This window comes from Clostridium sp. 1001271st1 H5 (assembly GCF_005845215.1).
Lineage (GTDB): Bacteria > Bacillota > Clostridia > Lachnospirales > Lachnospiraceae > Enterocloster.
This window is the reverse complement of the sequence record NZ_SPHO01000031.1, coordinates 23,085-46,703: the sequence shown is the minus strand read 5'-3', so window position 1 is coordinate 46,703 and position 23,619 is coordinate 23,085. Positions and strand designations below refer to the sequence as shown.

Genomic DNA, 23,619 nt, shown 5'->3' with positions numbered 1-23,619 from the left:
GGTGGCAACAATGAGAGATTGCAAGAGAGATTACATTTGTGTTATCGGCAGCCTTAACTATGATATTATCATGAAGCAGAAGCGTATGCCTTTTTTAGGGGAGACATACACGGCTGACAGCATAACCTATTCCGGAGGAGGAAAGGGCGCCAACCAGGCAGTGCAGTGCGCCAAACTGGGAATTGATACCATTATGGTCGGCAAGGTGGGGAGGGATTCCTTTGGCGATACACTGGTGGAAAAGTTAAGAGATTACGGCGTGGACTGTTCCTGCATCGGCAGGAGCAGCAGCCCCACGGGAGTGGGCGTGGTCCACGCCCTGGAGGATGGGACTGTGTATGCTTCCATCATCACAGGCGCCAATTTTGATATCACGGCCAGGGAAATAGACGGATTGGATGAACTGGTCAGGAACAGCAGAATCATCATTCTCCAGCTTGAGATTCCCACCAATGTGGTGGAGCATATTATCCGCAAGGCAAAACAGTATCATGTATACACCATACTGAATGCTGCTCCGGCCAAGGAATTGGACAGGGAAGTGCTTAAGCTGGTGGACTGCCTGATAGTCAATGAGACAGAGGCGTCCTTTTACGCCGGAGTAGACATAACGGATGGGGAAATGGTCAGGGCCCATGCAGACAGGCTGAGCCAGCTGACAGAGGGTACTGTCATTGTCACCCTGGGTTCCAAGGGCAGCATGCTGTTGGGTAAGGAAGAAACGGTATCCATTGAACCCGTAAAGGTGGAGCATGTGACGGAGAGCACCGGGGCAGGGGACTCCTATATAGGAGCATTTGCCTATGGGAAATATAAAGGTATGACGGACCGCCGGGCCTGCTGCTTTGCAGCCAGGGCAGCCTCCGTAACTGTGACAAAGATAGGAGCCCAGGAGGCCATGCCCTGTTTAAACGAGATAGATGAAAGCCTGGTTCCCGGTGTCTGAATCCTGTTTGCAGCCTGCCCATGGACAAAAGTGAAAAAATATGACAGAAAATGCAAAAAATATGGTTGAACTAAGGACAGGCCCTTTGGTATAATAGGAGTATTACAGTTCGGCAAAATGTGCATGGATTGAAACAACGGGGTAAGCATATGGTTCCTGAGTTGAGAAAAGAAGAGATACTGAAAAGCATTAAAAAGAGGGACATCTCTTATATAAAAGACCTGGCGGCAGAACTTGGCATTTCGCTGTCCACTGTGCGCAGGGATGTTGCTGCTCTGGAACAGGAGGGCAGCGTCATTGTGATGCGCGGAGGCGCGGTTAAATATAAGGTGGAGGACTTCGACGAACCTGTGGTCAAGAAAAAACTGATTCACAGCGAGGAAAAGGAGGTCATTGCCAGGAAGGCGGCCGCCCTGGTGGAGGACGGAGACTGCGTTTATGTGGATTCAGGCACCACCACGGTGGGGATGCTCAAATATCTCCAGGGAAAACGAATCACCATTGTTTCCAGCAGTACGGAGCTGCTGGACAATCTGCCCATCAAGAACGCAAAGTGTATCCTGCTGGGGGGAGAGGTGAGGGATGATTTGGAATCCGTACTGGGCGCCCTGACGGAAAAGATGATATCCGACATGTATTTTGATAAGGCGTTCATTGGCGCCAACGGATATATTCCGGACGGAGGCATCTACACCTATGATGACAGGGAGGCCAGGAAAAAGGTAATTGTCAAAGACCATTCAAAGGTGGTTTATGTATTGATGGATACATCCAAGAAGAATAAGTATGCCTTTTCCAAGGTGTTTGAATTGGGGGAGGCGATACTGATTACGGAGGAAGAAGATACATAGGTAAAGGATAAGCCCATGGAACAGCAGCAGTACCAATACTGTGTTCTGAGCATGTAATACGGTTTGTGGATGCTTCGATTTTGACAAGGATACCTCTCCGGTCCAATCCTCTCCTAATCTTGATTCGAGATGCTGCATGGTCGTAACCCGTACACCTTTTGTTGCAGTGAGGACAGCAGTTCTGGTGCCATTAAACAGAGCGTGCCTGCGGAGATGCTTTTATCCGCAATCATACGCGAAGCCTCTAATGCGGTTAAGTTTAAGAAAGAGAATGTTCTTGAATTTCAAGAGATTCTCTTTCTTTTTTTTTCGTGGACAGACAGAAGCTACTATTAGATTTTGCTAATAGTAATATCGAGATATCGAATTTGCATTAAGGTGTTCATCGGAATATAATAATGCCATAACCGCTAGGAATGACAGGATGAGATGCTCTTCGTCCTGAATTATTCTGGGGTAATAAACTGCTTAATAGGAGGTCAGTTATAATGAAAAAAACGTTATCAGTGGTCACAGCCGTCAGTATGGTATGTATGACAGCACTTGCCGGATGTTCTTCAGCGCAGGCGCCGATTGAGGCAAAAACAGAGGCGGCAGCCCAGACAGCAGCAGAAGAGAAGGATGAAGCGGCAACGCAGGCACAGGAGGAGCATAAACCTGTTACCATTACACTTTATTCTGATTCCGCTACAAATGGAGCGAATGAGGCAAAGGTGGAAGCTTTTGAGGAGCTGTATCCGTGGATTACAGTTGAGGTTGTGGAAATGCCGGCCGGCTCTTCTGATCGTGTCCGCACTCTAAGTACGGTTTTACAGGCAAAGGATGACAGCATGGATGCTTTTTTGATTGACTGTACCTGGCCGGAAATGTTTGCATCAGCCGGATGGCTGGAGCCGTTGGATGACATTTATACCGAAGAAGAGTTAAAAGATTTTACACAGGGAGCTTTGGATGGCTGCCGTGTTAATGGCTCTCTGGTGTGTATGCCCACCTTTTTAAATACGGGAGCTATGCTTTATCGGGCAGACCTTTTGGAAAAGTACGGATTTGAACCGGCAAAGACCTGGGATGAGTTAATTGAACAGAGCAAGATTGTAATGGCCGGGGAACCAGGAGTATACGGATACGCAGCCGCATGGCAGAATGCAGAAGCATTAACCTGCTGCGCATTGGAGCATATCTGGAATTATGGCGGAAGCGTTCTGGATGAGGCTGGACAGCCTACATTTAATACAGAAGAGGTAAAAGCCGGAGTAGCATCAATGAAGAAAATCTTAGATGAAAATGTTGCGATAGACGGAATTTTGGGAATGATGTCTAAGGATGTAAAGGCTGCGTTCTTTGCAGGACAGGTTTTATATATAAGAGACTGGTCGGCAGCACTGGCAGCAGCGAACGACCCGGAGCAGTCTTCTGTAGCTGGTAAAGTGAAGGTAGCAGAACTTCCGGCAGGTACACCTGATATGATGCAGTATAACTGTAACGGAGGCTGGAACATTGGTATTTCAGCATTTTCCAGTCATAAAGAGGAGGCAAAGCTGCTTGTTCGTTACTGGACAAGTGAGGATGCCATGCTGAAAGGCGCTTTGATGGGTGGAAAAATGCCTGCACGTGCTTCTGTATATGAAAATCCTGAAATGATTAAGGAAGTACCGGACATGGCGGAACTAATCAATTACGCAAAGTCCTGCCGCAACCGTCCGGGCTCCGCTTACTATGAAGAGGTTTCAGCCGGGCTTCAACAGGCTGTAACCAAGGTTCTGACTGGCGAAGGAGAACTTGATGCAGTGTTTGATGAACTTCAGGAGACAGAAGCGGAGATTTACAGCCGTTAAAGGATTCTGACCTAAATGCGGTATGCGGGTACAACTCATAACCGCCGGGGATGAAGAAAGAAAAGGGAGTGAAGATAGATAATGAAAAAAAGGAAAAGAATTATAATGGGATATCTCTTCTTGATACCGTCTCTGATTTTATTTCTTGTCTTTGTTGCATATCCTGTTCTGAATACGTTGAAGACAAGCTTTTATTCTCTGCGTGTTCAGAACATTGCAACCGGCGGTAAATGGGTTGGGCTTGCAAATTATAAAAAAGTACTGTCTGATGGGAATATGTGGCAGTCACTGCGTTTTACTGTGTTTTTCACACTGATTTCCGTGGTGCTTGAAACGATTATTGGAATGGTGTGCGCACTAATCATGAATCGGGAATTTCGCGGGAAGTCCATTGTGTGCGGATCAATCCTTGTACCCTGGTGTATTCCCACAATCGTTTCTGGACTTATGTGGTCCTATATGTTTGCCGAGTCATACGGAATCATCAATCAAATCCTAGAAATGCTCGGACTTCCGCCGGCATCGTGGATTACCGGAAGGGGAACCCCATTTTGGTCCGTTATTATTGCGGATGTATGGAAGACGACGCCGTATATGGGGCTTTTGATGCTGTCGGGATTAAAAATGGTTCCTCTGGAATATTATGAGGCAGCATCCATTGACGGCGCTGGAAAGATAAAGCAGTTTTTCTATATTACCATACCCAGTATTCGCCAGGTGCTTTTAGTGGCTATCATGTTCAGGACAATCTCCAGCTTTCGCATATATGATCTGATTAAGGTGCTGACAAATGGAGGTCCGGGAACAGCGACTACAAGTCTGACGATGTATACGATGCAGCAGTATTTTTCCTTTGGTAATTACGGATATGGCTCAACGCTAGCTGTAATAACATTTGTAGTATCCCTTGGAATTGCATTCCTGTTTTATGATGGCATGAGATCGAAATTGGAGGTGTAGGTCGTGAAACAAAAAATAGGAAGTATCGGCACTGGTATATTTACGGTGGTTTTCATTATTGCGATTGCATTTCCTTTTTTCTGGCTTGCTTTAGGATCATTTAAATCCATGAGAGAATTGTTTGCAGTGCCCTCTGTTTTTTTCCCAGATAAGATTTCTCTGGACAATTACAGGGATGTTTTTAGGGCGCAGCCTTTTGGGGAGTATTTGGTAAACAGTGTATCTGTTGTCGTAATAGCTACGCTGCTGGTGGTAATCGCATCCTCAATGGCCAGTTATTCTCTGGCTCGAATCCAAATTAGAGGAAAAAAGCTGATTCTTATACTGATTTTGACGGTTTCACTGCTGCCTCCGGTTACACTGCTCAATCCGATTTATCAGATGATGAGCAATCTTAAAATGCTGAACACAAAGACCGGGCTTGCGTTGGTTCTGTCGGCAGTGGAACTTCCTTCCGCGGTATGGCTGCTGACAGGCTATTTTCAAAGCATACCCATGGAAATAGAAGAAAGCGCCATGATTGACGGCGCTTCGGTACTTGAGATTTTTACAAAAATTATAATGCCTCTTGTGATGCCAGGTGTTTTTACGGTCAGCATTACCACATTTTTGGCAGTGTGGAATAACTTTATATTTGCCTCTGTACTGAACCAGTCCAAAGCAGCAAGAACAGTGACGATTGCGCTCACAATGTTTGAAACGGAAACGTATACTCCGTGGCATGTCATATCTGCGGCGGCGGTTATCTCTTCCCTACCTCTGATCTTAGTGGTTCTGGGGCTGCAAAAAAGAATTGTTTCCGGCATGGTTGAAGGCGGTGTAAAGGGTTAAGTTTATTTTACGCAGCATTATTTAATCATTGTTTTCTAAAAATTGAAAGGAGGAAGGCTCATGGCATCCTTAGCATAGCTGATGAAGTAGCGCATGGGTTTTGTGACATACCGCTGCTTGTGGTAGCCAATACATACTTTTTGATAAAATGGAGGGTCAAGAAGGCAGTAATGGGGCTTGTCAATGTGCATGGGTTCGATAAATGTTGATAGCTTTCCGATGAAGGTGCATCCAACATTTGCCGCAGTAAGCAGATGAGCGAAAGCCGGAACTGCGGTTTCCAGTGCAAGGTTAAGAGGTTTCTCGTGGCTTTTGAAGATTTCCAGGGTGAAATCCCGTAGATATCCGGTTGTACCTATAATAAAGGGCTCCTGGAAAAAGCTGTCAAAATGGATAGAGGGAAAAGAGAAACTGTTTTCTGCGGGCGTACACTTCAGCTCGGTCTGAGGCGGAATTGCAAGCAGAATGGGCTCCTTGTAAATTTCCTCGTAGATGATAGAGGTGGTGGAGTTGCCAAAACAGAAGCCCAGATCCACGGAGCCGTTATTGATGAGCTTTTCGACCTCACCGGAGTCGACTTCAACAATTTCAATTTCAATGTCAGGATATCTTTTTTGGAAGCTGGGGAGCAGATAGACGAGGATCATAAAGGATTTTGTTTTGGTTACAGCAATGGTAATATGTCCTTTTCCTGTTTTGCTTCCATTTTCTTTCAGAGACTCCATAATATTTTGCGTGTTTTGAAATTCAAAAAGTATCTTGTGGGAGCTTTCGTAGAAATGGCGTCCTGCTTCTGTCAGGGTCAGGGTACTGCCATGGCGGTTGAAAAGCTGTACATCCAGCTCATGCTCCATATGGATGAGTTGCTGGCTGAGGGCTGATTGGGATATATACAGCTTGAGAGCGGCTTTGCTGATACTCTGATAGTCACAAATTGTGAGGAAATATTTTAATTGAAGGAAATTCATGATGCCTCCATCAGGTTAAAGTAAATTTGAAAAAATATGAATATATTATAATTTGGTTCACAGACATTGTCAATGTAAGGAGATTTGGTCTATGCTATATACAATTTTAGGAAATACCGGGAAAAGGGTCAGCCGGATTGGCTTTGGCGGTGTACCGGCTGGCGTAAAAAATTACGTAGAGGAGTATGATCCGCAGAACTCAGATGACTATGACTGCGGTTTAAGGGCGGTAAAACGGGCCTTTGAGCTGGGGATTAATTATTTTGATACAGCACCCGGATATGGGGACGGCATGAGTGAACGGATTATCGGTGAAGCTTTGGATGGAATACAAAGAGATAGGTTGTTTTTGGCAACTAAGGTTAGGTATGCGGAAGAACCGAATGTGTTTAAATCTTTGGAAGAAAGCTTAAAAAGGCTGCGCATGGATTCTGTGGATTTGCTGCAGGTGCATGGCGACTATTACACACCGGAGCTGACAGATGAGCTCCTGAAAGACGGAGGAATGGTAAGTCAGATGGTTCGAGCGAAGGAACAGGGGCTGACTTGCCACCTGGGTATTACCGGTGAATGTCAGAACCCTGAATTTTACAGAATGATAGATACAGGTATGTTCGATGTGGTGCAGGTTCAGTATAATCTGATGTTTGAACACCCCTACGATCCGTTTTTTAAGTGCGGGAGCATGGAATACTGTAAACGAAAAAACATGGGTATAGTTACCATGCGTACACTTACATCTGGAATTTTTCAAAAGTGGATCCAGATGGTAAACCCGCAGAATACCTTTGATTATGCGCCTGCATTGATTCAGTTTGTACTGTCTAATCCCTTCGTAAATACGGCATTGCTGGGAATGAGAAGTGTGGAGCAGGTTGAAAAGAGCGTGGCTGTCTGCATGGATGAGAAGAATAGGATCAGCTTGGATGACCTGCACAGAAGAAAGGTAAACTGACATGGTTAGCTGGAAAATGTTAAATATCGGTCAGGTAAGCCGAAACCGCTATTGGGGCGAAGCGGAGGAAAAACCGCTTCGTCCGGGAATTTGCAGCAGTACGGTTTTGTGGGACAGCGGGCATGTGATTCTGGTGGATCCGCCTCGTGAAGGGGAAGAAATGATTCGCCTTTTGGATAGCCATACAGGTTTGAAAGCGGAACAGGTGGATACGGTTTTTGTTACGCACGGACATACAGACCATTTTGAGGGGCTTGGAATGTTTCCTCATGCCAGATGGTGCTGCGGAATAAAAGAACAGGATCGACTCCGAGCCTTAATTAATGATGTGGGATTAGACGGAATGAGGCTCCAGGGCGTGGAAAAGCGAATCAGTCCTCAAATTGAGGTGGTCGGTCTGCCGGGACATACTGTAGGGTCTGCAGGGCTTTTGTTTGATACTGATTTAGGTCATATGCTAATCGCAGGAGATGCAGTGATGACCCAGGAGCATTACGCCCATCAGAAAGGGTATTTTAAAAGTGAAAACCAGGAAGCTTCGGCAAAAACAATACATTGGATATCGGAGCACGCAGATGCTGTCATACCAGGACATGACAATTATTTTTTGACATTTGCGGTAAAATTTATAAAAAAGGAGATTAAGTAGAATGAAAACAGTTGTATGTGCAAGTAGAGAAGTACCGGTAATTGCAGAAACACAGGTGCTTGTTGTAGGAAGCGGTCCGGCAGGAATAGCGGCAGCTGTTGCAGCTGCACGTTGCGGGGCACAGACCATGCTGGTTGAGAGATACGGGTGCTTTGGCGGAGCGCTTTCCGTCGGCCAAGTGGAATCTTATACATGGTATTTTAATGAGAATACATATACTGCTGAGGGAATATCAAAGGAGATTGATGACCGTATGGTTGCCTGCGGCGGTACCCAGCATGATGACCGCGGCACAGGAAATTTTATTAATCCGGAAAAATATAAATATATGCTGGACTGCTGGATCGCGGAGGAAGGAATCCGTCCCTTGCTGCATGCGTTTGTAACAGATGTTGTTATGGAGGGAAATGTCCTAAAGGGAGTTATTGTGGAGAGCAAGTCTGGACGTGGTGCAATTCTTGCCGACCGGATTGTAGATGCCACCGGAGACGGTGATGTTGCGGCGAGGGCAGGAGCTGACTTTGAACAGGGAAAAGACAATAATGGACAGGTGCTTCCTGTAACAATGGTCTTTGGAGTTTCGGGTGTGGATACAAAAATGTTCCGCAATTATATTGAGAGCAATCCTGAAACAACCAATCCGGATACACACGGTTTGAAGCTTCCTTTCAGACGGGCAAAACAGGATGGCCGATGGCCTGTAGACCGCGATGGAGGAGCCTGGAAGGAGCTTACGCCTAACGGTGAATTTACAAGTCTGAATCTGACATTGGAAAATGGAATTGACGGCACCAATGTGTGGGATTTGACCCATGCGGAGATTATGGGGCGTCAGCAGGTCATGTGGGCAGTAGATGTGCTGAGGGATTACGCGAAGGAGATGGGATTTGAGAATTGTACACTGCGTTCCATGGCGGGACAGATTGGTATTCGGGAGACGCGCAGAATCAGGGGGGAGTACAGCGTCTGCCGGGCAGATGTTTTAGGCCACGCAGAGTTTGATGATACAATCGGCGTTTTCACAACGTTTATTGACGGAGAGGTTGTGTCAAAGGATGATGCACATTTCCAGCTTCCCTACAGAATGATTCTGCCGAAAAAACTGGAAAATCTTGCAGTAGCCGGACGGTGCGCTTCATGTGAGGATGATGCCATCCAGACCGTGAGAATGATGGTCTGCTGCGCGACAACCGGACAGGCAGCAGGAACAGCCTGCGCTTTATCCATAAAAGAAGGTGTATCTCTGCGCAATATGGATGTTTCAAAGCTGCAGGCTCAGCTGGTCAGCGATGGAGTGAAGATTCGGTAATTAATAGCGGAGAAGGACTTGCCTGCATTTGCTGAGTGGTTATGGAAGAAAGGAAGCATGAATATGACAAAAATTGTAGTGCTGGACGGTTATACAGAAAATCCGGGCGACCTATCCTGGGAGGAACTTGAAAAATGTGGTGAGCTCACTGTTTATGACCGCACGAATGTGACGGACGAGGCCGAGATTATAAGCCGAATCGGGAGAGCACAGATTGTTTTGACAAACAAAACTCCTTTGACAAAGAATGTGATTGACTCATGTCCCCAGCTTCGCTTTATTGGTATTCTGGCAACAGGATATAACGTGGTAGATGTGAAATATGCGAAGCAGAGGAACATTCCAGTGTCAAATATTCCTGCATACGGGACGATGGCGGTGGGACAGTTTGCGATTGCTTTGCTGCTGGAGCTCTGTCATCACATAGGATATCACAGCCAGAAAGTGGCTGAAGGAAAATGGACTGACTGTAGGGATTGGTGCTTCTGGGATTACCCGTTGATTGAGCTTGCCGGAAAAACCATGGGAATTATTGGATTTGGAAGAATTGGCCAGACTACAGGAAAAATTGCGAAAGCGTTGGGGATGAAAGTGATTGCCTATGACCGTGAACCAAGTATGACAGGAATGGAAAGTGCGGCTTATGTGACCCTTAAGGAGCTGTTAAAACGTTCGGACGTTATCTCGCTGCATTGTCCTCTGTTTTCAGAGACGGAAGGGATTATTTGTAATGAAAATATTGACAATATGAAGGACGGGGTCATCATTATCAATAATTCTAGAGGCGGGCTGATTGTGGAAAAAGATCTGGCTGAGGCGCTGACCAGGGGGAAGGTAGCAGCTGCGGCGGTGGATGTTGTTTCAACAGAGCCTGTCAGAGCGGATAATCCGCTTCTTAAAGCGCCGAACTGCTTGATAACACCTCATATTTCCTGGGCTTCAAAGGAGAGCAGACAGAGAATAATGGAGATGTGCGCAGAGAATGTAAGAGCTTTTTTAGAGGGGAAGCCGATTCGTGTAGTGAACCATCCGCAGCAATAAAGAAATAAGCAGAATGACCGGCAGGGAGCGCGTCAAACTTCAGTGCAGCCCTGCCAGGGGTATCAGACATGGAATGCTTTGTACCACTGATGGAGAAGTTCCGTGAAATATATGGACATTTTCCCGGATATCCAGTTGCCGATGACGCTGGAAGCCTGCTCTGCCCGAACGGAAAGAGGTTCTGCTTCAAATGCAAGCGGCCTGTTTATAAGAACCAATATGGGAGAACGGAAGAACTCTATGAATGCGAACCTTGTGGTGATAAGAAAACCAAGAACCGCCAGAACTGGCATTTTCCGGTTCTGGCGGTTCCTAATTAGGGACTTATTTTACAGCCCCTTTATCTCTATCGGTATGCCGTCAATCCTGGCATACCGTTTTTCTTTTTTGATTTGGAATATGAACGATGCAGATGCCATAGTACGCAGCGGGTGAGTGGAATGTATCTTAGTTATTCCGGCTCCTCCGCCCCTGTTTGGCTCACGGACGGATGCACCCACGCCATCTGCAAACCTCGCACTGTCCCAATTCCTTTTATTCCCCAAACACAGCCTTATAATCAGCCTGGAATTTGGCAATGCCCTGGTCGGTCAGAGGATGCTTTGTCATCTGCTCCAGAACCTTGTAAGGAACGGTTGCAATGTCGGCACCGGCCTTGGCGCAGTCAATAACGTGAATCGGGTTGCGCACGCTGGCGGCAATAATTTCGGTTTCAATGTTGTGCATCTGGAAAATCTCGGTGATGTCGTAAATCAGGTCAATGCCGGGCATGGAGATGTCGTCCAGACGGCCAAGGAACGGGGATACATAGGATGCGCCTGCCCGTGCAGCTAAAAGGGCCTGTGCAGATGTGAACACCAGGGTAACATTGGTCTTGATACCCTCTGCGTGAAGTACCTTTACAGCCTTTAAGCCTTCTACTGTCATGGGAATCTTAACTACCATGTTGGGATGGATGGCTGCAATCTCACGGCCTTCCTTAATCATGCCCTCTGCATCTACTGTGGTGGCCTTAACCTCACCGCTGATAGGTCCGTCCACAATATCGGTGATTTCCTTGATGACTTCGGCGAAGTTCCTGCCCTCTTTTGCAATCAGGGATGGATTGGTGGTAACGCCGCAGATGACGCCCATATCATTGGCTTTCTTAATATCCTCAACATTAGCTGTGTCCACAAAAAATTTCATAGTAAATACCCTCCTAAAATGTGTGGGACAGGCTCTCCTGCCCGTTTCCTTTTTATCTCTAAGTGTATTATAGCGCATATACATGCTATGTCAAGCAAAATATTGCAAAAAAGTGCGTTAATATGCGATTTTTATTAAAAAGCACACAGAAAGGTGCTGGAGTGAGAAGAAAATACCGCAAAAGTAACGCAAAAAATCGCAGTCCTATAGGAAATCCAGCCCCTTATTCCTGTAATCCACAGCCATTTCCCCGGACACGTCGTTATCTGTAATCAGGGTGGTAAAGGCTTCGATGCCGCACACATGGTACCTGGACACGGTGTTCAGCTTGATGGGGTTTACCAGGGCAATGACCCTCCGGGAGGACTGAATCAGCTGTCTCTTTATGCTGACCTCATCCGGATATGGGATGGTCATGCCGTATTCGGGATGGATTGCGTATACGCCCATAAAGCACAGGTCCGGGTGGTAAAGCGCTGCCTGGCTGGCTGCTGTTTCCCCCACATTGGTCATGGATTCCTTTAACAGCCTTCCTCCCAGGACAATCACGTCCACCTGGTCCTTCATGGAACAGGCATGGGCAATGGAATAGCTGTTGGTCAGCACGGTCAGCTTCAGGCCGTTGGGGATGTTCTTGGCAAACTGCAGGTTGGTACTGCTGCCGTCAATGGCCACCAGCTGGTCTTTTTCCAGAAAGTCCAGGGCCTTCAGCGCCAGGCGCTGCTTTAATTCCACGTCTGTTGTCTCGCGGTCAAAGAAGTTGATGACCGGGCGCTCCATGGGAATGGCGCCGCCGAATACCCGTTTGACCTGGCCTTTCTGGTCCAGGTCAAGCAGGTCGCGGCGGATGGTATCCTCAGATACATTCAGTTCCACCGCCAGCCTGCTAACCACGACCTTGCCGGAGGAGTGGAGCTTGTTTAAGATTAATGCCTGCCGTTCTTCTTTTAACATATCATTCCCTGTCCTTTTCTTTTATCCATTCTTTTACCAGTTCCATCCAGCCCTGACAATGGGGCACAAGGCAGTCGCCTGTGAAGTCGGAAACCTCATCCGTGGCCAGGGACAGCCCGTGGCGTCCATGGGGGTAAAGGTGCATCTCCAGACTGACGCCGGCTTTTCGCAGGGCCCGGGCCAGCAAAAGGGAGTTTTCCACGGGCACGGACTGGTCGGTCCAGGTGTGCCACAGGAAGGTCCTGGGCGTCTGGGGGCCTGCCTGAAGCTCCAGGGAAACCAGGCTTCTGAGTTCAGGGTCGCCGGCCCTGCTGCCCAGAAGCTGTTCAAAGGAGCGCTGGTGCCCGAATTCTCCGGACGTGACAACCGGATAGCACAGAATCATTCCTTTTGGCTGTATATCCTCCGGAGCAATATTCAGGGGCCTGCAGAGGAATTCGCGGTTCCACATCATACCCAGGCAGCCGGCCAGATGGCCTCCTGCAGAAAAACCGCACACCATAACCTGCTCCGTGTCAATATTCCATTCCCCGGCATGGCTTTTTACAAAGGCCACGGATTTGGCCAGCTCCATGAGGGCCACGGGAAACGTGTCCGGAGCAACGCTGTAGTGCAGGGAAAACACCTGACATCCCGCTGCCAGGAATTCCATGGCAATTGGCTGGTCTTCCCTGGGGGACACGAAGCCGTACCCGCCTCCGGCGCATATGATGATGGCCGGACGGAGAAGTTCCGGTTTGTGGGGCAGGCTGTCCAGCAGATAGGCAGTCAGGTCCGCCGGCTCATGGGAGGCCCTTTCGTGGCCGCATTCCTGCTCCGTGACTATAATATCAAAATGTTTTATATTCATATATTTGCCTTTCCGGAAACAGAAAAATGCGAAAAAGACTGTTTCCAGTATTATTATACTGAAAACAGCCCTTGGGTTCAATCACTTTTACGGTCTGTTTATGGCTGACAGCGGAACATGGTCTCAATGTAGGCCAGGATAAGGGGTGCGATTCCTTTGGCCTCATTTTCCACAACTGGCTCCCTCATATAATATTCAAAGGTGCCCTCCCGCATGTCCGTGTTGCCCAGCCCGGCAACCAGGCAGATGCCGCCCAGCTGGAGTCTGCCGTCTTTTTCGGAAAGATATGTGCTGCAGATGCCTTCAAATGCTTTTTGGCCGTATTTAAAGTATTCTCCGGGAAGGTACCGGAGACGCACGCTTTTCATGATGGCGTAGGCAAATATGGCGGAGCCGGATTCCTCCAGGTAATTAGGGGCGATGCCCCCGCGGTTCACAACCTGGTACCACATGCCGGTGGCCTGGTCCTGGTAAGGAAGCATGGCGTCAATCAGCTCCCTGTAAATGACGTTCAGCCGTTCCTTCTGTGCGGACATGGAGTCCGGCATGACCTCCATGGTGTCAATGAGCGCCATGGCATACCAGCCCATGGCCCGGAGCCAGAAGTTCTCCGACAAACCGGTTACCTTATCGCACCAGAACATCTGGCGTGAATCGTCGTAGGCGTGGTAGTACAGCCCGTTCAGCGGGTCCCTCATCCGTTTATATACCTGCAGAAACTGCTGGTAGGAATCATCGCAGTTTTTACAGTTATCATACTCCACCTCATACTGCATATAGAAGGGCTGGGCCATGTAGAGCCCGTCCAGCCATATCTGGTTGGGATAGATTTTCTTGTGCCAGAAGTTTCCGGTGGAGGTGCGGGGCTGTTCCTTTAACTGGCTGTATACAGTATCCATAGCCCTTCTGTACTTTTCCTTTCCTGTCAGCTTGTAAAGGTCAAAGAGGGTTTTTCCTGCATTTACATTATCCAGGTTGTATTCCTTGGGGTCATAGGATTTAATGGAACCGTCCTCCCTTACAAAGTAATCAATGAAGGTGTCTGCAAAGTCCAGATACCGTTTGTTCCTTGTCATAAGGTAGAGCTCCAGGATGGCTTTAATCATGCAGCCGTCAATATAGTTCCAGGTGGAGTCTGAACCCTCCCGGATTTTTTCGATGTTCCACACAGGGGACTCAGGGGTGCTCTGTTCAATCAGCTGGTCGATGTAACGGTCCAGTATTTTCATAATGTTAACTCTCCTTTATACAGATGTGCATACATGAGCCTGATTAGAGGCGTCTTTGGAAAATGGAAGTGTAAACGTTTGCAGACAAAACAATAGTAATTTGAGATAATAATTCCCTTGGAGCAAGGGTGAATTACAGTGCAATATGTCCTTGAAAACTTTAAAATCCATTTTTTTAATCATGAGTCTATCTTATCATAAAAAGAGTTGGAAAAGAATTGGATGATTTGCACGAAAAAATAATGTAAAACTATACGAAACAGACAATTGACATATGGTATAAATAGTGATACTATAAAATCACAAAGAAAAACGATGCATGTTTGCTTAAAATTAACGAATTGTAACAGCTTACAAATAGCAGATATGCATAATTTTTATAATATAGATGCAAACCTTTGCAACAACGCAAGCAAAGACAAAGAAAAGAGAGGGAGAGAAATGATGAAGAAAAACCTGAAAAAAGCAGTATCACTGGCCCTGGCATCTGTAATGGCGTTATCACTGACAGCCTGCGCAGGAAGCGGAAGCAAAACCACCACGGCGGCACAGGCAGAAGGCAAGGAAGCAGAGGGCGGGTCTGAGGACGTGACTATTAAGTTCTGCTGGTGGGGCGGTGATTCCAGACATGAGGCGACCGAGAAGGCAGTGGATGCATTCATGGCAAAGTATCCTAACATTAAGGTGGAATGCGAGTACGGCGCCTGGACCGGATGGGAAGAGAAGCAGTCCCTGGCCATCCAGGGAGGCAATGCAGCCGATGTTATGCAGATTAACTGGAACTGGATTACATCCTACAGCGGGAACGGAACCAACTTTGCAAACCTGGAGGATTACAGCGATGTCCTGGACCTGACCCAGTTTTCCCAGGACAGCCTGGACCAGTGCAAGGCGGACGGCAAGCTGATGGCAGTGCCGGTGGCCCTGACAGGACGCCTGTTCTACTGGAATAAGACGACCTTTGAGGAGGTCGGGTGTGAGATTCCTACAGATGAGGCATCCCTTCTGGAGGCAGGGGCCAGGTTCAAGGCTTACAATGAGGATTACTACCCTCTGGCCATGATGGAATATGACAGGGCCATCTTCCTGGTATACTATCTGGAGAGCGTATACGGCAAGCCGTGGGTTGAAAACGGGGAGCTTCAGTATACGGCTGAGGAGATTCAGACAGGCATGGACTTTATGACAAAGCTGGAGGAGGCACACGTGATTCCTACCATCGCTACCCTGCAGGGAGATATGGCTGATTCCTTAGACAAGAACGCAAAGGTTATCGACGGCAAGTACGCAGGTGTGTTTGAGTGGGATTCCGCAGTTTCCAAGGTGCAGAAGGCAATTGCCGAGAGTACCACAAAGCCGGGCCAGGAGCTGGTTATTGGAGATTTCCTTACCTTTGGCGATTACAATGGAGGCTTTACCAAGATTTCCATGGCATTGGCAGTATCTGCAAATTCTGCCCATCCAAAGGAAGCAGCCATGCTCATTGACTACTTATTAAATGATGACGAGGCAATTGAAATCTGCGGCACGGAGCGGGGCATTCCATGCTCAGCAGAGGGTGTAAAGATTCTGGAGGAAAAGGGAATCGGCGACAAGCTGGTTATGGAAGCCAACGCAAAGGTTCTGGCTTACTCCAAATTCCCTCTGGACCCAATGTTTGAGCACAACGACCTGAAGGCCAACCCGGACAGCGTATATTATAAAGTATTTGGAAAGCTGAGCGCCGGCGACATCAGTTCCGCCGAGGCAGCAGAAGATTTAATGAAGGGTATTGACGACTGCTATAACTTCTGATATTAATGAGACTTCAGGACAGGTAATGGTTACGGAATAAAAGGCAGGGCCGCCGGACAGGAACCGGGCGGCCCGCACCCTGGCCTGCCTCAGACAGAGGGGCGGCAGAAAAGGCGCGGCGGATTATCAGGAAAAGGCGGTGTCAGGAATAAGATGGATGTCAGGAAAGCAGTAAAACACAGGGAAAATTACGACAGCATTGTTACATATTTTAAGACTTTGAAAACGCCCGGCATGGACCAGATGGTTCTGCTGATAGATACAATAGAGCAGATGTCCCCGGAAATATACGAGCATTACAGGGCGCTCCAGGACATGTTCCGCATAAGGTTAAAGGCCATGCTGGCAGGAGAAAATCCGGGCCCGCATGAGCAGCTGGCATACATTATCCAGAAGGGGTGCAGCACAGGTACGCTGCTCAGGGAGAAGTATGAGAGCTATTTAAATTAATAGGTTTGGAGGTAACCGTATGAAAAAAAAGAAAGGATTCTGGGCGCTGAATATCGGCCTGCTTTACATTCTGCCGTGGCTGGTTGGATTTCTTCTGTTCAAGGTATATCCATTTGCATCTTCGCTGTACTACAGCTTTACCAACTATGATTTGTTCAACGGAATAACAAAGACCGGACTTCTGAACTATGAGAAGATATTTACGGATGAGGACATCATCAGGGCCTTTGTGGTGACGTTTAAATATGCTATCTTCGACGTGCCCCTAAAGCTGGCCTTCGCCCTCTTTATCGCGTATATTCTTAACTTCAAGCTGAAGGGCGTGAACTTTTTCAGGACAGCATATTACATCCCATCCATCCTGGGCGGCTCCATTGCCATAGCGATTCTCTGGAGGGCTGTATTTAATACGGATGGTCTGATTAACACGGTAATCACATTCTTCGGAGGCCCGAAGATTAACTGGATGGCCGGTTCCAACAGCGCGCTGTTCGTGATTGTACTTTTACGCGTTTGGCAGTTTGGCTCCGCCATGGTCATTTTCCTGGCAGCCCTTAAGGGCGTGTCCGAAGATTTGTATGAGGCTGCCTCCATTGACGGCGCAGGCAAATGGACCCAGTTTTTTAAGATTACAGTGCCCCTTATTACACCGGTTATTTTCTATAACCTGATTACACAGCTCTGCCAGGCGTTCCAGGAGTTCAACGCTCCGTTCCTGGTTACAAAGGGCGGACCCAACGGTGCAACCACATTGATTTCCATGCTGATTTACAACAACGCATTCCTGCGCCATAAGATGGGCATGGCCAGCGCACAGGCCTGGATTCTGTTCCTGATTGTCATGACCCTGACTGCAGTGGCATTTATCAGCCAGAAAAAGTGGGTTTATTATTCGGACGAGGAAGGGAGGTAGAAACGGATGACAAGAGAGACAAAACAAAAAGTAAGCACGGCAATCCGCTACACCCTGCTGATTCTGGTGGGATTTATCATGGTATACCCTCTCATATGGATGGTTGGCGCTACCTTTAAGACCAATTCCGAGATATTCACAAGCGCATGGTTCCTGCCTAAGAATCCTGTGTTTGACGGATACAACAATGCCTTTAAGAGCTACGGCGGCAAGATATCCCTTATTACCTCCCTGATTAACACATATAAAATCGTGATTCCCAAGGTTATCTTCACGGTGGTGTCCGCCACCATAGCTGCCTATGGGTTCGGACGGTTTGATTTTAAGGGAAAGAAGATTTTCTTTGCGCTGCTGATGTCCACCCTGTTCCTTCCGCAGGTGGTTCTCAATGCGCCCCAGTACATCATGTTCAACCGGTGGAAATGGGTCAACACCTACCTTCCGCTGATAGTACCGTCCCTGTTTGCGGCCGATACCTACTTTGTATTCATGCTGATTCAGTTCCTCAGGGGAGTTCCAAAGGAGCTGGAGGAGGCTGCCAAGATAGACGGCTGCAATACATTAAAGACACTGTGGTATGTAATTGTTCCTATGTTAAAGCCGTCGCTGGTTTCCTGCGCCCTGTTCCAGTTTATGTGGACCAACAATGACTTCCAGGGACCATTGATTTACATTGCAGACATGCAGAAATATACCAATTCCGTATACCTGCGCATGTCCATGGACGGAGATGTGGGATTCCAGTGGAACCGTATCCTGGCCATGTCGCTGATTTCCATTGTGCCGTCGCTGATTGTGTTCTTCTGTGCTCAGGATTCTTTCATTGATGGTATTGCGGCAGGCGGCGTTAAGGGTTAAAATATAAAAAGGCCGGGACTGGCCTGGATGTGGTTGGGGGCTCTCCTGGAGGGCCCCCATTCCTGGTTTGGCAGAACGGCCGTGTATGGAAATTTACAGGGAATTATAACGAACATGTGAGAGAAGAGGTAAAATGCCATGGAGCTGAAGGTGATATACAAAAATGCGCGGTGCGCTGTACTGGAAATTGAAGACGGAGGCACATATGAGGCCGGCCGGATGTACTGTCTCTATCTGAACGGGGAATTTATCCGGGAGACAGGGAAGGCTGTCAACAGTATATATAATCTGAAACCGGACACCAGCTACCGGGTGGAGGCCAGAAGTAAAGACGGACTTGTGTCAGAGTCCTCTTTTACCACGGACCGTGAATTCGTAACCCTGGATGTGCGGGATTTCGGTGCAAAGGGGGATGGGGTCCAGGATGATACGCTGTTTATCCAGGCCGCCATCATGGCCTGCCCCAAAGAGAGCCGGGTTCTGATTCCCGCAGGAACCTACCGGATTGTGTCCCTGTTCTTAAAGGATGATGTGAACATAGAACTGGCTGAGGGAGCCGTGCTGTCCGCGTATACGGACCGGTCCCGCTTTCCTGTGTTTAAGGGAATGATTCAGAGCTATGATGAGCAGGGTGAATACAACCTGGGTACATGGGAGGGCAATCCCCTGCCCATGTTTACCGGCATCATTACCGGCGTTAATGTGAAAAATGCTGTTATTTACGGACAGGGAATCATAGACGGGAACGCAGGGCCGGAGAAGGGAAACTGGTGGCATGAACCCAAGGCAATGCGCACGGCCTGCCGACCCAGAATGATTTTTCTGGAACGGTGCCGCCAGATGGTCATTCAGGGAATTACGGTGAGGAACAGCCCCAGCTGGAACATCCATCCCTATTTTTCAGACCACCTGAGATTCCTTGACCTTAAGATATTGAACCCCAAGGATTCACCCAACACAGACGGACTGGACCCGGAATCCTGTGAGGATGTGGAGATTGCCGGAGTCTATTTTTCTCTGGGAGATGACTGCATTGCCGTAAAGTCGGGAAAAATCTATATGGGCTCCACCTATAAACGCCCGTCTAAGGACATTTCCATACGCAGATGCTGCATGAGGGACGGCCACGGCTCCGTTACCATTGGAAGCGAGATGGCAGGAGGCATAAAGAACCTGACTGTAAAGGACTGCATGTTCCTGCACACGGACAGGGGGCTGCGCATCAAGACGCGCAGAGGCAGGGGAAAGGATGCCGTGGTGGACGGAATTGTCTTTGAACACATCCGTATGGACCATGTGATGACCCCTTTTGTCATCAACTGTTTTTATTACTGCGACCCGGACGGACACAGCGAATATGTGCGCACAAAAAAAGCACTGCCCGTGGATGACAGGACGCCCCTGATTAAGAGCCTGTGCTTTAAGGATATAGAGGCCGGGAACTGCCATGTGGCGGCGGCCTACATGTATGGACTTCCGGAACAGCGGATTGGGCGGGTGGAGATGGAACATGTCCGCGTCACCTATGCTTCTTCTGCCAGGGAAGGACAGCCGGCCATGATGGATGGATGCGATACCCATATATGCCGCATGGGAATCTACGCCAACCAGATTGATGAGCTGGTTCTTGAGGATGTAAAGGTGGAGGGGCAGGATGGTCCTGCCCTTATCACGGAAAATATCGGCCGTGTCTCCGGAAGCATTTGACAGGAGCCGGAAAACGAGTTAGATTGTATTCGTACGCCTGAACGGAACGAATACAAAAATGCTTACGGGGGATTACAAAGAGGGGGATATTATGGCAGTGACGATAAAGGATATCGCAAAAATGGCGGGGGTTTCCTATTCCACGGTATCCAGGGCCTTAAACGGCATAGGGGTGGAGAACACGGAGACCAGGAAGAACATACTGCGCCTGGCTCATGAGATGGGGTATGTGCCAAACCAGGCCGCCATTAACCTGAAGAAATCCAGGTCCTATGTAATCGGGCTGTATTTTTCTACCATCAGCAAGATGACGTCGCCCTTTGTGCTCCATGACGTGCTGACAGGGGTTTACAGCGTTACGGGAAGCAAGTATAATGTAGTGGTTAAAGGTATTGATATGCATGAACCCGGAACACTGAATCCCAGCTATTTCGACGGAATCATTGTATTGTCCCAGCGGAGCGAGGACATGGAGTTCATGAACGAGGTCCTGGACAAAAAGATTCCCATGGCAGTTATCTGCCGGGCCGTGGATGTGGATGCGCCCAATGTGACCACGGATGAGGCCCTTGCCATGGAGCGGGCCATGGATTATCTGCTGGAGAACGGACACAGGAACATCGGTATCATAGAAGGAAATCCGGGACTGGATTCCAGCCGGCTCCGCCGCAGGGGGTGGAGGACCTCCATGGCCAGCCACGGACTGGACCCGGATGCGCTTCCTGTTATCAGCGGCAATTACCGGTATGCCAGTGGTTATACGGCGGCAAAACAGCTCCTCACCTTCCGTCCCACAGCCCTTTTGTGCTTTAACGATGAGATGGCCTTCGGGGCCAGGACAGCCATTGTGGAGGCCGGCCTTAAGGTGCCGGACGACGTATCCCTGGTTGGTTTTGACAACTGGGACATGTCCGGCTATTCGGACATGCATCTGACCACGGTGGAACGGAACATGAGTGAGATTGCCAAGGAGGGGGCCAGGGTGCTGCTTCGGCGCCTGGATGAGGGAATCATCGACAACCGGAGAATTTACCTGAACAATAAGCTGGTTATCAGGGACACGGTTAAGAATCTGAATGTGGAAGAGAGGGAATCATCATGAAAAAGTTGGAAGAGTATGTAAGAAGCATACCGGATTTTCCGGAGCCTGGAATTATATTCCGGGATGTGACCAGCATCCTGCAGGATGCAGACGGTCTGCACCTGGCAGTGGACAGTCTGATTGACATGGTCAAGGACCTGGATTACGACCTGGTGGTAGGGCCTGAGTCAAGAGGCTTTATCTTTGGAGTGCCGGTGGCCTATGCGCAGCACAAGGGATTTGTGCCTGTCCGCAAAAAGGGAAAGCTTCCCTGCGAGACCATTGCCATGGAATATGATTTGGAATACGGACAGGCTACCATTGAAATGCACAGGGATTCCATCCGTCCCGGCCAGAAGGTGGTTATTGTGGATGACCTGATTGCCACAGGCGGAACCACGGAGGCAATTGTCAAGCTGATTGAACAGCTGGGCGGCCAGGTGGTGAAGATTTGCTTTGTCATGGAGCTGGCAGGGCTGAATGGCCGGGAGCATCTGAAGGGATATGACGTGGATTCGGCGATTATTTATGAAGGTAAGTAGAAAAATGAGATAGATTTGGTTACAGAATGGGCCTGCCATAGGAAAAGCGGGCCTTTTTGTTATTCCTGTCCATCTGCCCTATATCAAAATTCATCTGATATTTCCTTGAACAAACCCCTTCCCCGTAGTACAATATTAATAATTATCTAAACGTACCGACAAATTTTAGAAAGGCAGAGGATTACGGGCATGAGAAGATTACGGATAGCGTCAATAACAGCCCTTTGCATTGGAGCCGCAGTTCTGGCGGGCGGCTGTTCCGGGGAAAGCAGGAAGGCGGAACCCACCCGGGCCCAGGCAGAGGCATCTTCTGCCCAGACAGAGGAAAATGACAGTGAGACTGTCATGTCCATCGAATTCTGGCACTACTATAACGATGCGCAGAAGCAGCATCTGGACCAGCTCATAAAGGAGTATAACGATACCCTTGGCAGGGAACGGGGCGTGGCTGTGGAGGCATACAGCCAGGGTTCTATTGCAGATTTGACCAATAAGATAGATTTGGTGCTCAACGGAACCACCAACGATGTGGAGATGGCAAATATCGTGCTGGCCTACAGGGACATGGTGGTCAACACGGTAAAGCTTCATCCCGACAGGCTGGTGGAGCTGGGAAGCGTGGTGCCGGAGAGCGACCTTGCCCAGTATAACCAGGCGTATCTGAACGAGGGCTATATAGACGGAAAGCTCTATATACTGCCGGTTGCAAAGTCCACAGAGCTTCTTCTCATGAACCAGACCAGGCTGGATGCATTTCTGGATGCCAATCCCCGGTACCGGGAGGAGAACATGGAGTCATGGGAAGGTCTGGAGAGGATGGCTGAGGGATATTTCAGGTGGACAGACGATATGACTCCTGAAACAGACGGGGACGGAAGTCCCTTCATCGGAGTGGACAACCTGGCCAATTATTTCGTTGCCATGAATCATGCCATGGGCTCGGATATCTACCATTACGACGAGAACGGCGTTGTGGTGCCGGATTTGGACAGGGATATCATTGAAAGGCTGTTCCTGAATTATTACCAGCCTTTTACCAAGGGATATTATGGGGCAAAGGGCCGCTACCGCAGCGATGACGTAAAGCAGTCCTATCTGGCCGGCTGCATCGGTTCCTCCAGCAGCGTCCTCTATTTCCCGGAGGAAGTGGCTGATTCGGAGGGGAATATGGTACCGGTTACAACCGGTGTCTACCAATATCCGGTGATGGAGGGGACAACCCCCACTGCAATCCAGCAGGGGGCGGGCGTGGCTGTGTTTAACCGCAGCCATGAGGAAAACAAGGCGGCCCTGGATTTCATACACTGGCTGACCATTGACAGGGGTTTTGAGCTTGCCACATCCATGTCCTATATGCCTGTGGACAATGGCGCAATGACAGAGGAGCAGGGGCGGCAGATTGATGATGCCAGGGTGCTTAAAGGGATTGAAACCGGACTTAAGCAGAGCAGTTCCTACCAGATGGTGTATGGCTTTGACTTTGAGAATTCCTATGATGTCAGGACTGAAGTGGACGCCTGTTTCAGCGAGGCGCTGAGCCGGGGGCGTATGGAGTTTGAGGAGTATCTGGGGCAGGGGATGTCCATGGACGAAGCTGCAGCTTCCATGGATTACGGCAGAAAGGCAGATGCATTTTACGAACAGGTAAAGGCTATATTCGAAGAATAGTGCCTGACAGTGCCTCTGTTTGGGGAATGGAGGATATCCT

At 48.6% G+C, this 23,619-nt stretch carries 24 protein-coding genes; 18 read left to right on the top strand and 6 right to left on the bottom strand.

What is annotated here, in order from left to right:
* Positions 1-10 precede the first annotated feature (10 nt).
* From FGS84_RS28160 to FGS84_RS28140, 5 genes are all read left to right on the top strand, one after another.
* Positions 11-946: a ribokinase gene (locus FGS84_RS28160; RefSeq protein WP_138311507.1), complete on the top strand. Its 936-nt coding sequence runs from the start codon at positions 11-13 to the stop codon at positions 944-946.
* 149 nt (positions 947-1,095) lie between these two features.
* The gene (locus FGS84_RS28155) at positions 1,096-1,797 is read left to right on the top strand and encodes a DeoR/GlpR family DNA-binding transcription regulator (protein ID WP_138311506.1); all 702 of its coding nucleotides are present in this window, start codon (positions 1,096-1,098) and stop codon (positions 1,795-1,797) included.
* A 488-nt stretch (positions 1,798-2,285) separates the two neighbouring features.
* Complete coding sequence (locus tag FGS84_RS28150) at positions 2,286-3,632, top strand: ABC transporter substrate-binding protein (protein WP_138311505.1); 1,347 nt, start codon at positions 2,286-2,288, stop codon at positions 3,630-3,632.
* Between the two features lie 300 nt (positions 3,633-3,932).
* Positions 3,933-4,592 (top strand): sugar ABC transporter permease, encoded by a 660-nt coding sequence (locus FGS84_RS28145; protein ID WP_207671146.1) that lies wholly within the window; start codon positions 3,933-3,935, stop codon positions 4,590-4,592.
* A gap of 3 nt (positions 4,593-4,595) precedes the next feature.
* On the top strand, positions 4,596-5,423 hold the full coding sequence (locus tag FGS84_RS28140) for a carbohydrate ABC transporter permease (protein ID WP_138311503.1): 828 nt from the start codon (positions 4,596-4,598) through the stop codon (positions 5,421-5,423).
* A gap of 35 nt (positions 5,424-5,458) precedes the next feature.
* Here FGS84_RS28140 and FGS84_RS28135 read toward each other — a convergent pair whose 3' ends face one another.
* Positions 5,459-6,391 carry a LysR family transcriptional regulator gene (locus tag FGS84_RS28135; protein WP_138311502.1) on the bottom strand — a complete coding sequence of 311 codons (933 nt, stop codon included), beginning with the start codon at positions 6,389-6,391 and terminating at the stop codon, positions 5,459-5,461.
* 91 nt (positions 6,392-6,482) lie between these two features.
* Between FGS84_RS28135 and FGS84_RS28130 the strand changes: the two genes are divergently transcribed.
* The 5 genes from FGS84_RS28130 (at position 6,483) to FGS84_RS28110 (ending at position 10,665) form a co-directional block, all read left to right on the top strand.
* On the top strand, positions 6,483-7,346 hold the full coding sequence (locus tag FGS84_RS28130) for an aldo/keto reductase (protein ID WP_138311501.1): 864 nt from the start codon (positions 6,483-6,485) through the stop codon (positions 7,344-7,346).
* Position 7,347: 1 nt separating this feature from the next.
* Positions 7,348-7,995 carry an MBL fold metallo-hydrolase gene (locus tag FGS84_RS28125; protein WP_138311500.1) on the top strand — a complete coding sequence of 216 codons (648 nt, stop codon included), beginning with the start codon at positions 7,348-7,350 and terminating at the stop codon, positions 7,993-7,995.
* A gap of 1 nt (position 7,996) precedes the next feature.
* Positions 7,997-9,304 (top strand): FAD-dependent oxidoreductase, encoded by a 1,308-nt coding sequence (locus FGS84_RS28120; RefSeq protein WP_138311499.1) that lies wholly within the window; start codon positions 7,997-7,999, stop codon positions 9,302-9,304.
* A gap of 57 nt (positions 9,305-9,361) precedes the next feature.
* On the top strand, positions 9,362-10,345 hold the full coding sequence (locus FGS84_RS28115) for a D-2-hydroxyacid dehydrogenase (RefSeq protein WP_138311498.1): 984 nt from the start codon (positions 9,362-9,364) through the stop codon (positions 10,343-10,345).
* Between the two features lie 68 nt (positions 10,346-10,413).
* The gene (locus FGS84_RS28110) at positions 10,414-10,665 is read left to right on the top strand and encodes a transposase (protein ID WP_227147533.1); all 252 of its coding nucleotides are present in this window, start codon (positions 10,414-10,416) and stop codon (positions 10,663-10,665) included.
* Positions 10,666-10,674: 9 nt separating this feature from the next.
* On the opposite strand, the gene FGS84_RS31105 is transcribed toward FGS84_RS28110, so the two are convergent.
* The 5 genes from FGS84_RS31105 to FGS84_RS28090 all read right to left on the bottom strand — a co-directional run bounded on the left by FGS84_RS31105 (position 10,675) and on the right by FGS84_RS28090 (position 14,566).
* Positions 10,675-10,890, bottom strand: coding sequence for a hypothetical protein (locus FGS84_RS31105; RefSeq protein ID WP_171042730.1), 216 nt, complete (start codon positions 10,888-10,890; stop codon positions 10,675-10,677).
* Positions 10,880-11,533, bottom strand: coding sequence for a fructose-6-phosphate aldolase (fsa, locus tag FGS84_RS28105; protein ID WP_002569030.1), 654 nt, complete (start codon positions 11,531-11,533; stop codon positions 10,880-10,882). Before fsa ends, FGS84_RS31105 begins: the two co-directional genes overlap by 11 nt.
* 204 nt (positions 11,534-11,737) lie before the next feature.
* On the bottom strand, positions 11,738-12,487 hold the full coding sequence (locus tag FGS84_RS28100; protein ID WP_002576844.1) for a DeoR/GlpR family DNA-binding transcription regulator: 750 nt from the start codon (positions 12,485-12,487) through the stop codon (positions 11,738-11,740).
* A gap of 1 nt (position 12,488) precedes the next feature.
* Positions 12,489-13,337: an alpha/beta hydrolase gene (locus FGS84_RS28095; protein ID WP_138311497.1), complete on the bottom strand. Its 849-nt coding sequence runs from the start codon at positions 13,335-13,337 to the stop codon at positions 12,489-12,491.
* 98 nt (positions 13,338-13,435) lie between these two features.
* Complete coding sequence (locus tag FGS84_RS28090; RefSeq protein ID WP_138311496.1) at positions 13,436-14,566, bottom strand: glycoside hydrolase family 88 protein; 1,131 nt, start codon at positions 14,564-14,566, stop codon at positions 13,436-13,438.
* A gap of 441 nt (positions 14,567-15,007) precedes the next feature.
* Here FGS84_RS28090 and FGS84_RS28085 point away from each other — a divergent pair, with 441 nt between their 5' ends.
* From FGS84_RS28085 to FGS84_RS28050, 8 genes are all read left to right on the top strand, one after another.
* A complete protein-coding gene (locus FGS84_RS28085; protein WP_138311495.1) occupies positions 15,008-16,360 on the top strand; it encodes an ABC transporter substrate-binding protein in 1,353 nt (450 codons plus the stop codon).
* A 153-nt stretch (positions 16,361-16,513) separates the two neighbouring features.
* Positions 16,514-16,810 carry a hypothetical protein gene (locus FGS84_RS28080; RefSeq protein ID WP_138311494.1) on the top strand — a complete coding sequence of 99 codons (297 nt, stop codon included), beginning with the start codon at positions 16,514-16,516 and terminating at the stop codon, positions 16,808-16,810.
* 19 nt (positions 16,811-16,829) lie between these two features.
* Entirely contained in the window at positions 16,830-17,723 is an 894-nt protein-coding gene (locus FGS84_RS28075) for a sugar ABC transporter permease (RefSeq protein WP_138311493.1), read from the top strand.
* Between the two features lie 6 nt (positions 17,724-17,729).
* A complete protein-coding gene (locus tag FGS84_RS28070) occupies positions 17,730-18,581 on the top strand; it encodes a carbohydrate ABC transporter permease (protein ID WP_138311492.1) in 852 nt (283 codons plus the stop codon).
* A gap of 138 nt (positions 18,582-18,719) precedes the next feature.
* Positions 18,720-20,288, top strand: coding sequence for a glycoside hydrolase family 28 protein (locus FGS84_RS28065; RefSeq protein WP_138311491.1), 1,569 nt, complete (start codon positions 18,720-18,722; stop codon positions 20,286-20,288).
* A 91-nt stretch (positions 20,289-20,379) separates the two neighbouring features.
* Positions 20,380-21,390: a LacI family DNA-binding transcriptional regulator gene (locus FGS84_RS28060; protein WP_138311490.1), complete on the top strand. Its 1,011-nt coding sequence runs from the start codon at positions 20,380-20,382 to the stop codon at positions 21,388-21,390.
* Entirely contained in the window at positions 21,387-21,911 is a 525-nt protein-coding gene (locus FGS84_RS28055) for an adenine phosphoribosyltransferase (protein WP_138311489.1), read from the top strand. Before FGS84_RS28060 ends, FGS84_RS28055 begins: the two co-directional genes overlap by 4 nt.
* Positions 21,912-22,100: 189 nt before the next feature.
* The gene (locus FGS84_RS28050; RefSeq protein WP_138311488.1) at positions 22,101-23,579 is read left to right on the top strand and encodes an extracellular solute-binding protein; all 1,479 of its coding nucleotides are present in this window, start codon (positions 22,101-22,103) and stop codon (positions 23,577-23,579) included.
* Positions 23,580-23,619 lie beyond the last annotated feature (40 nt).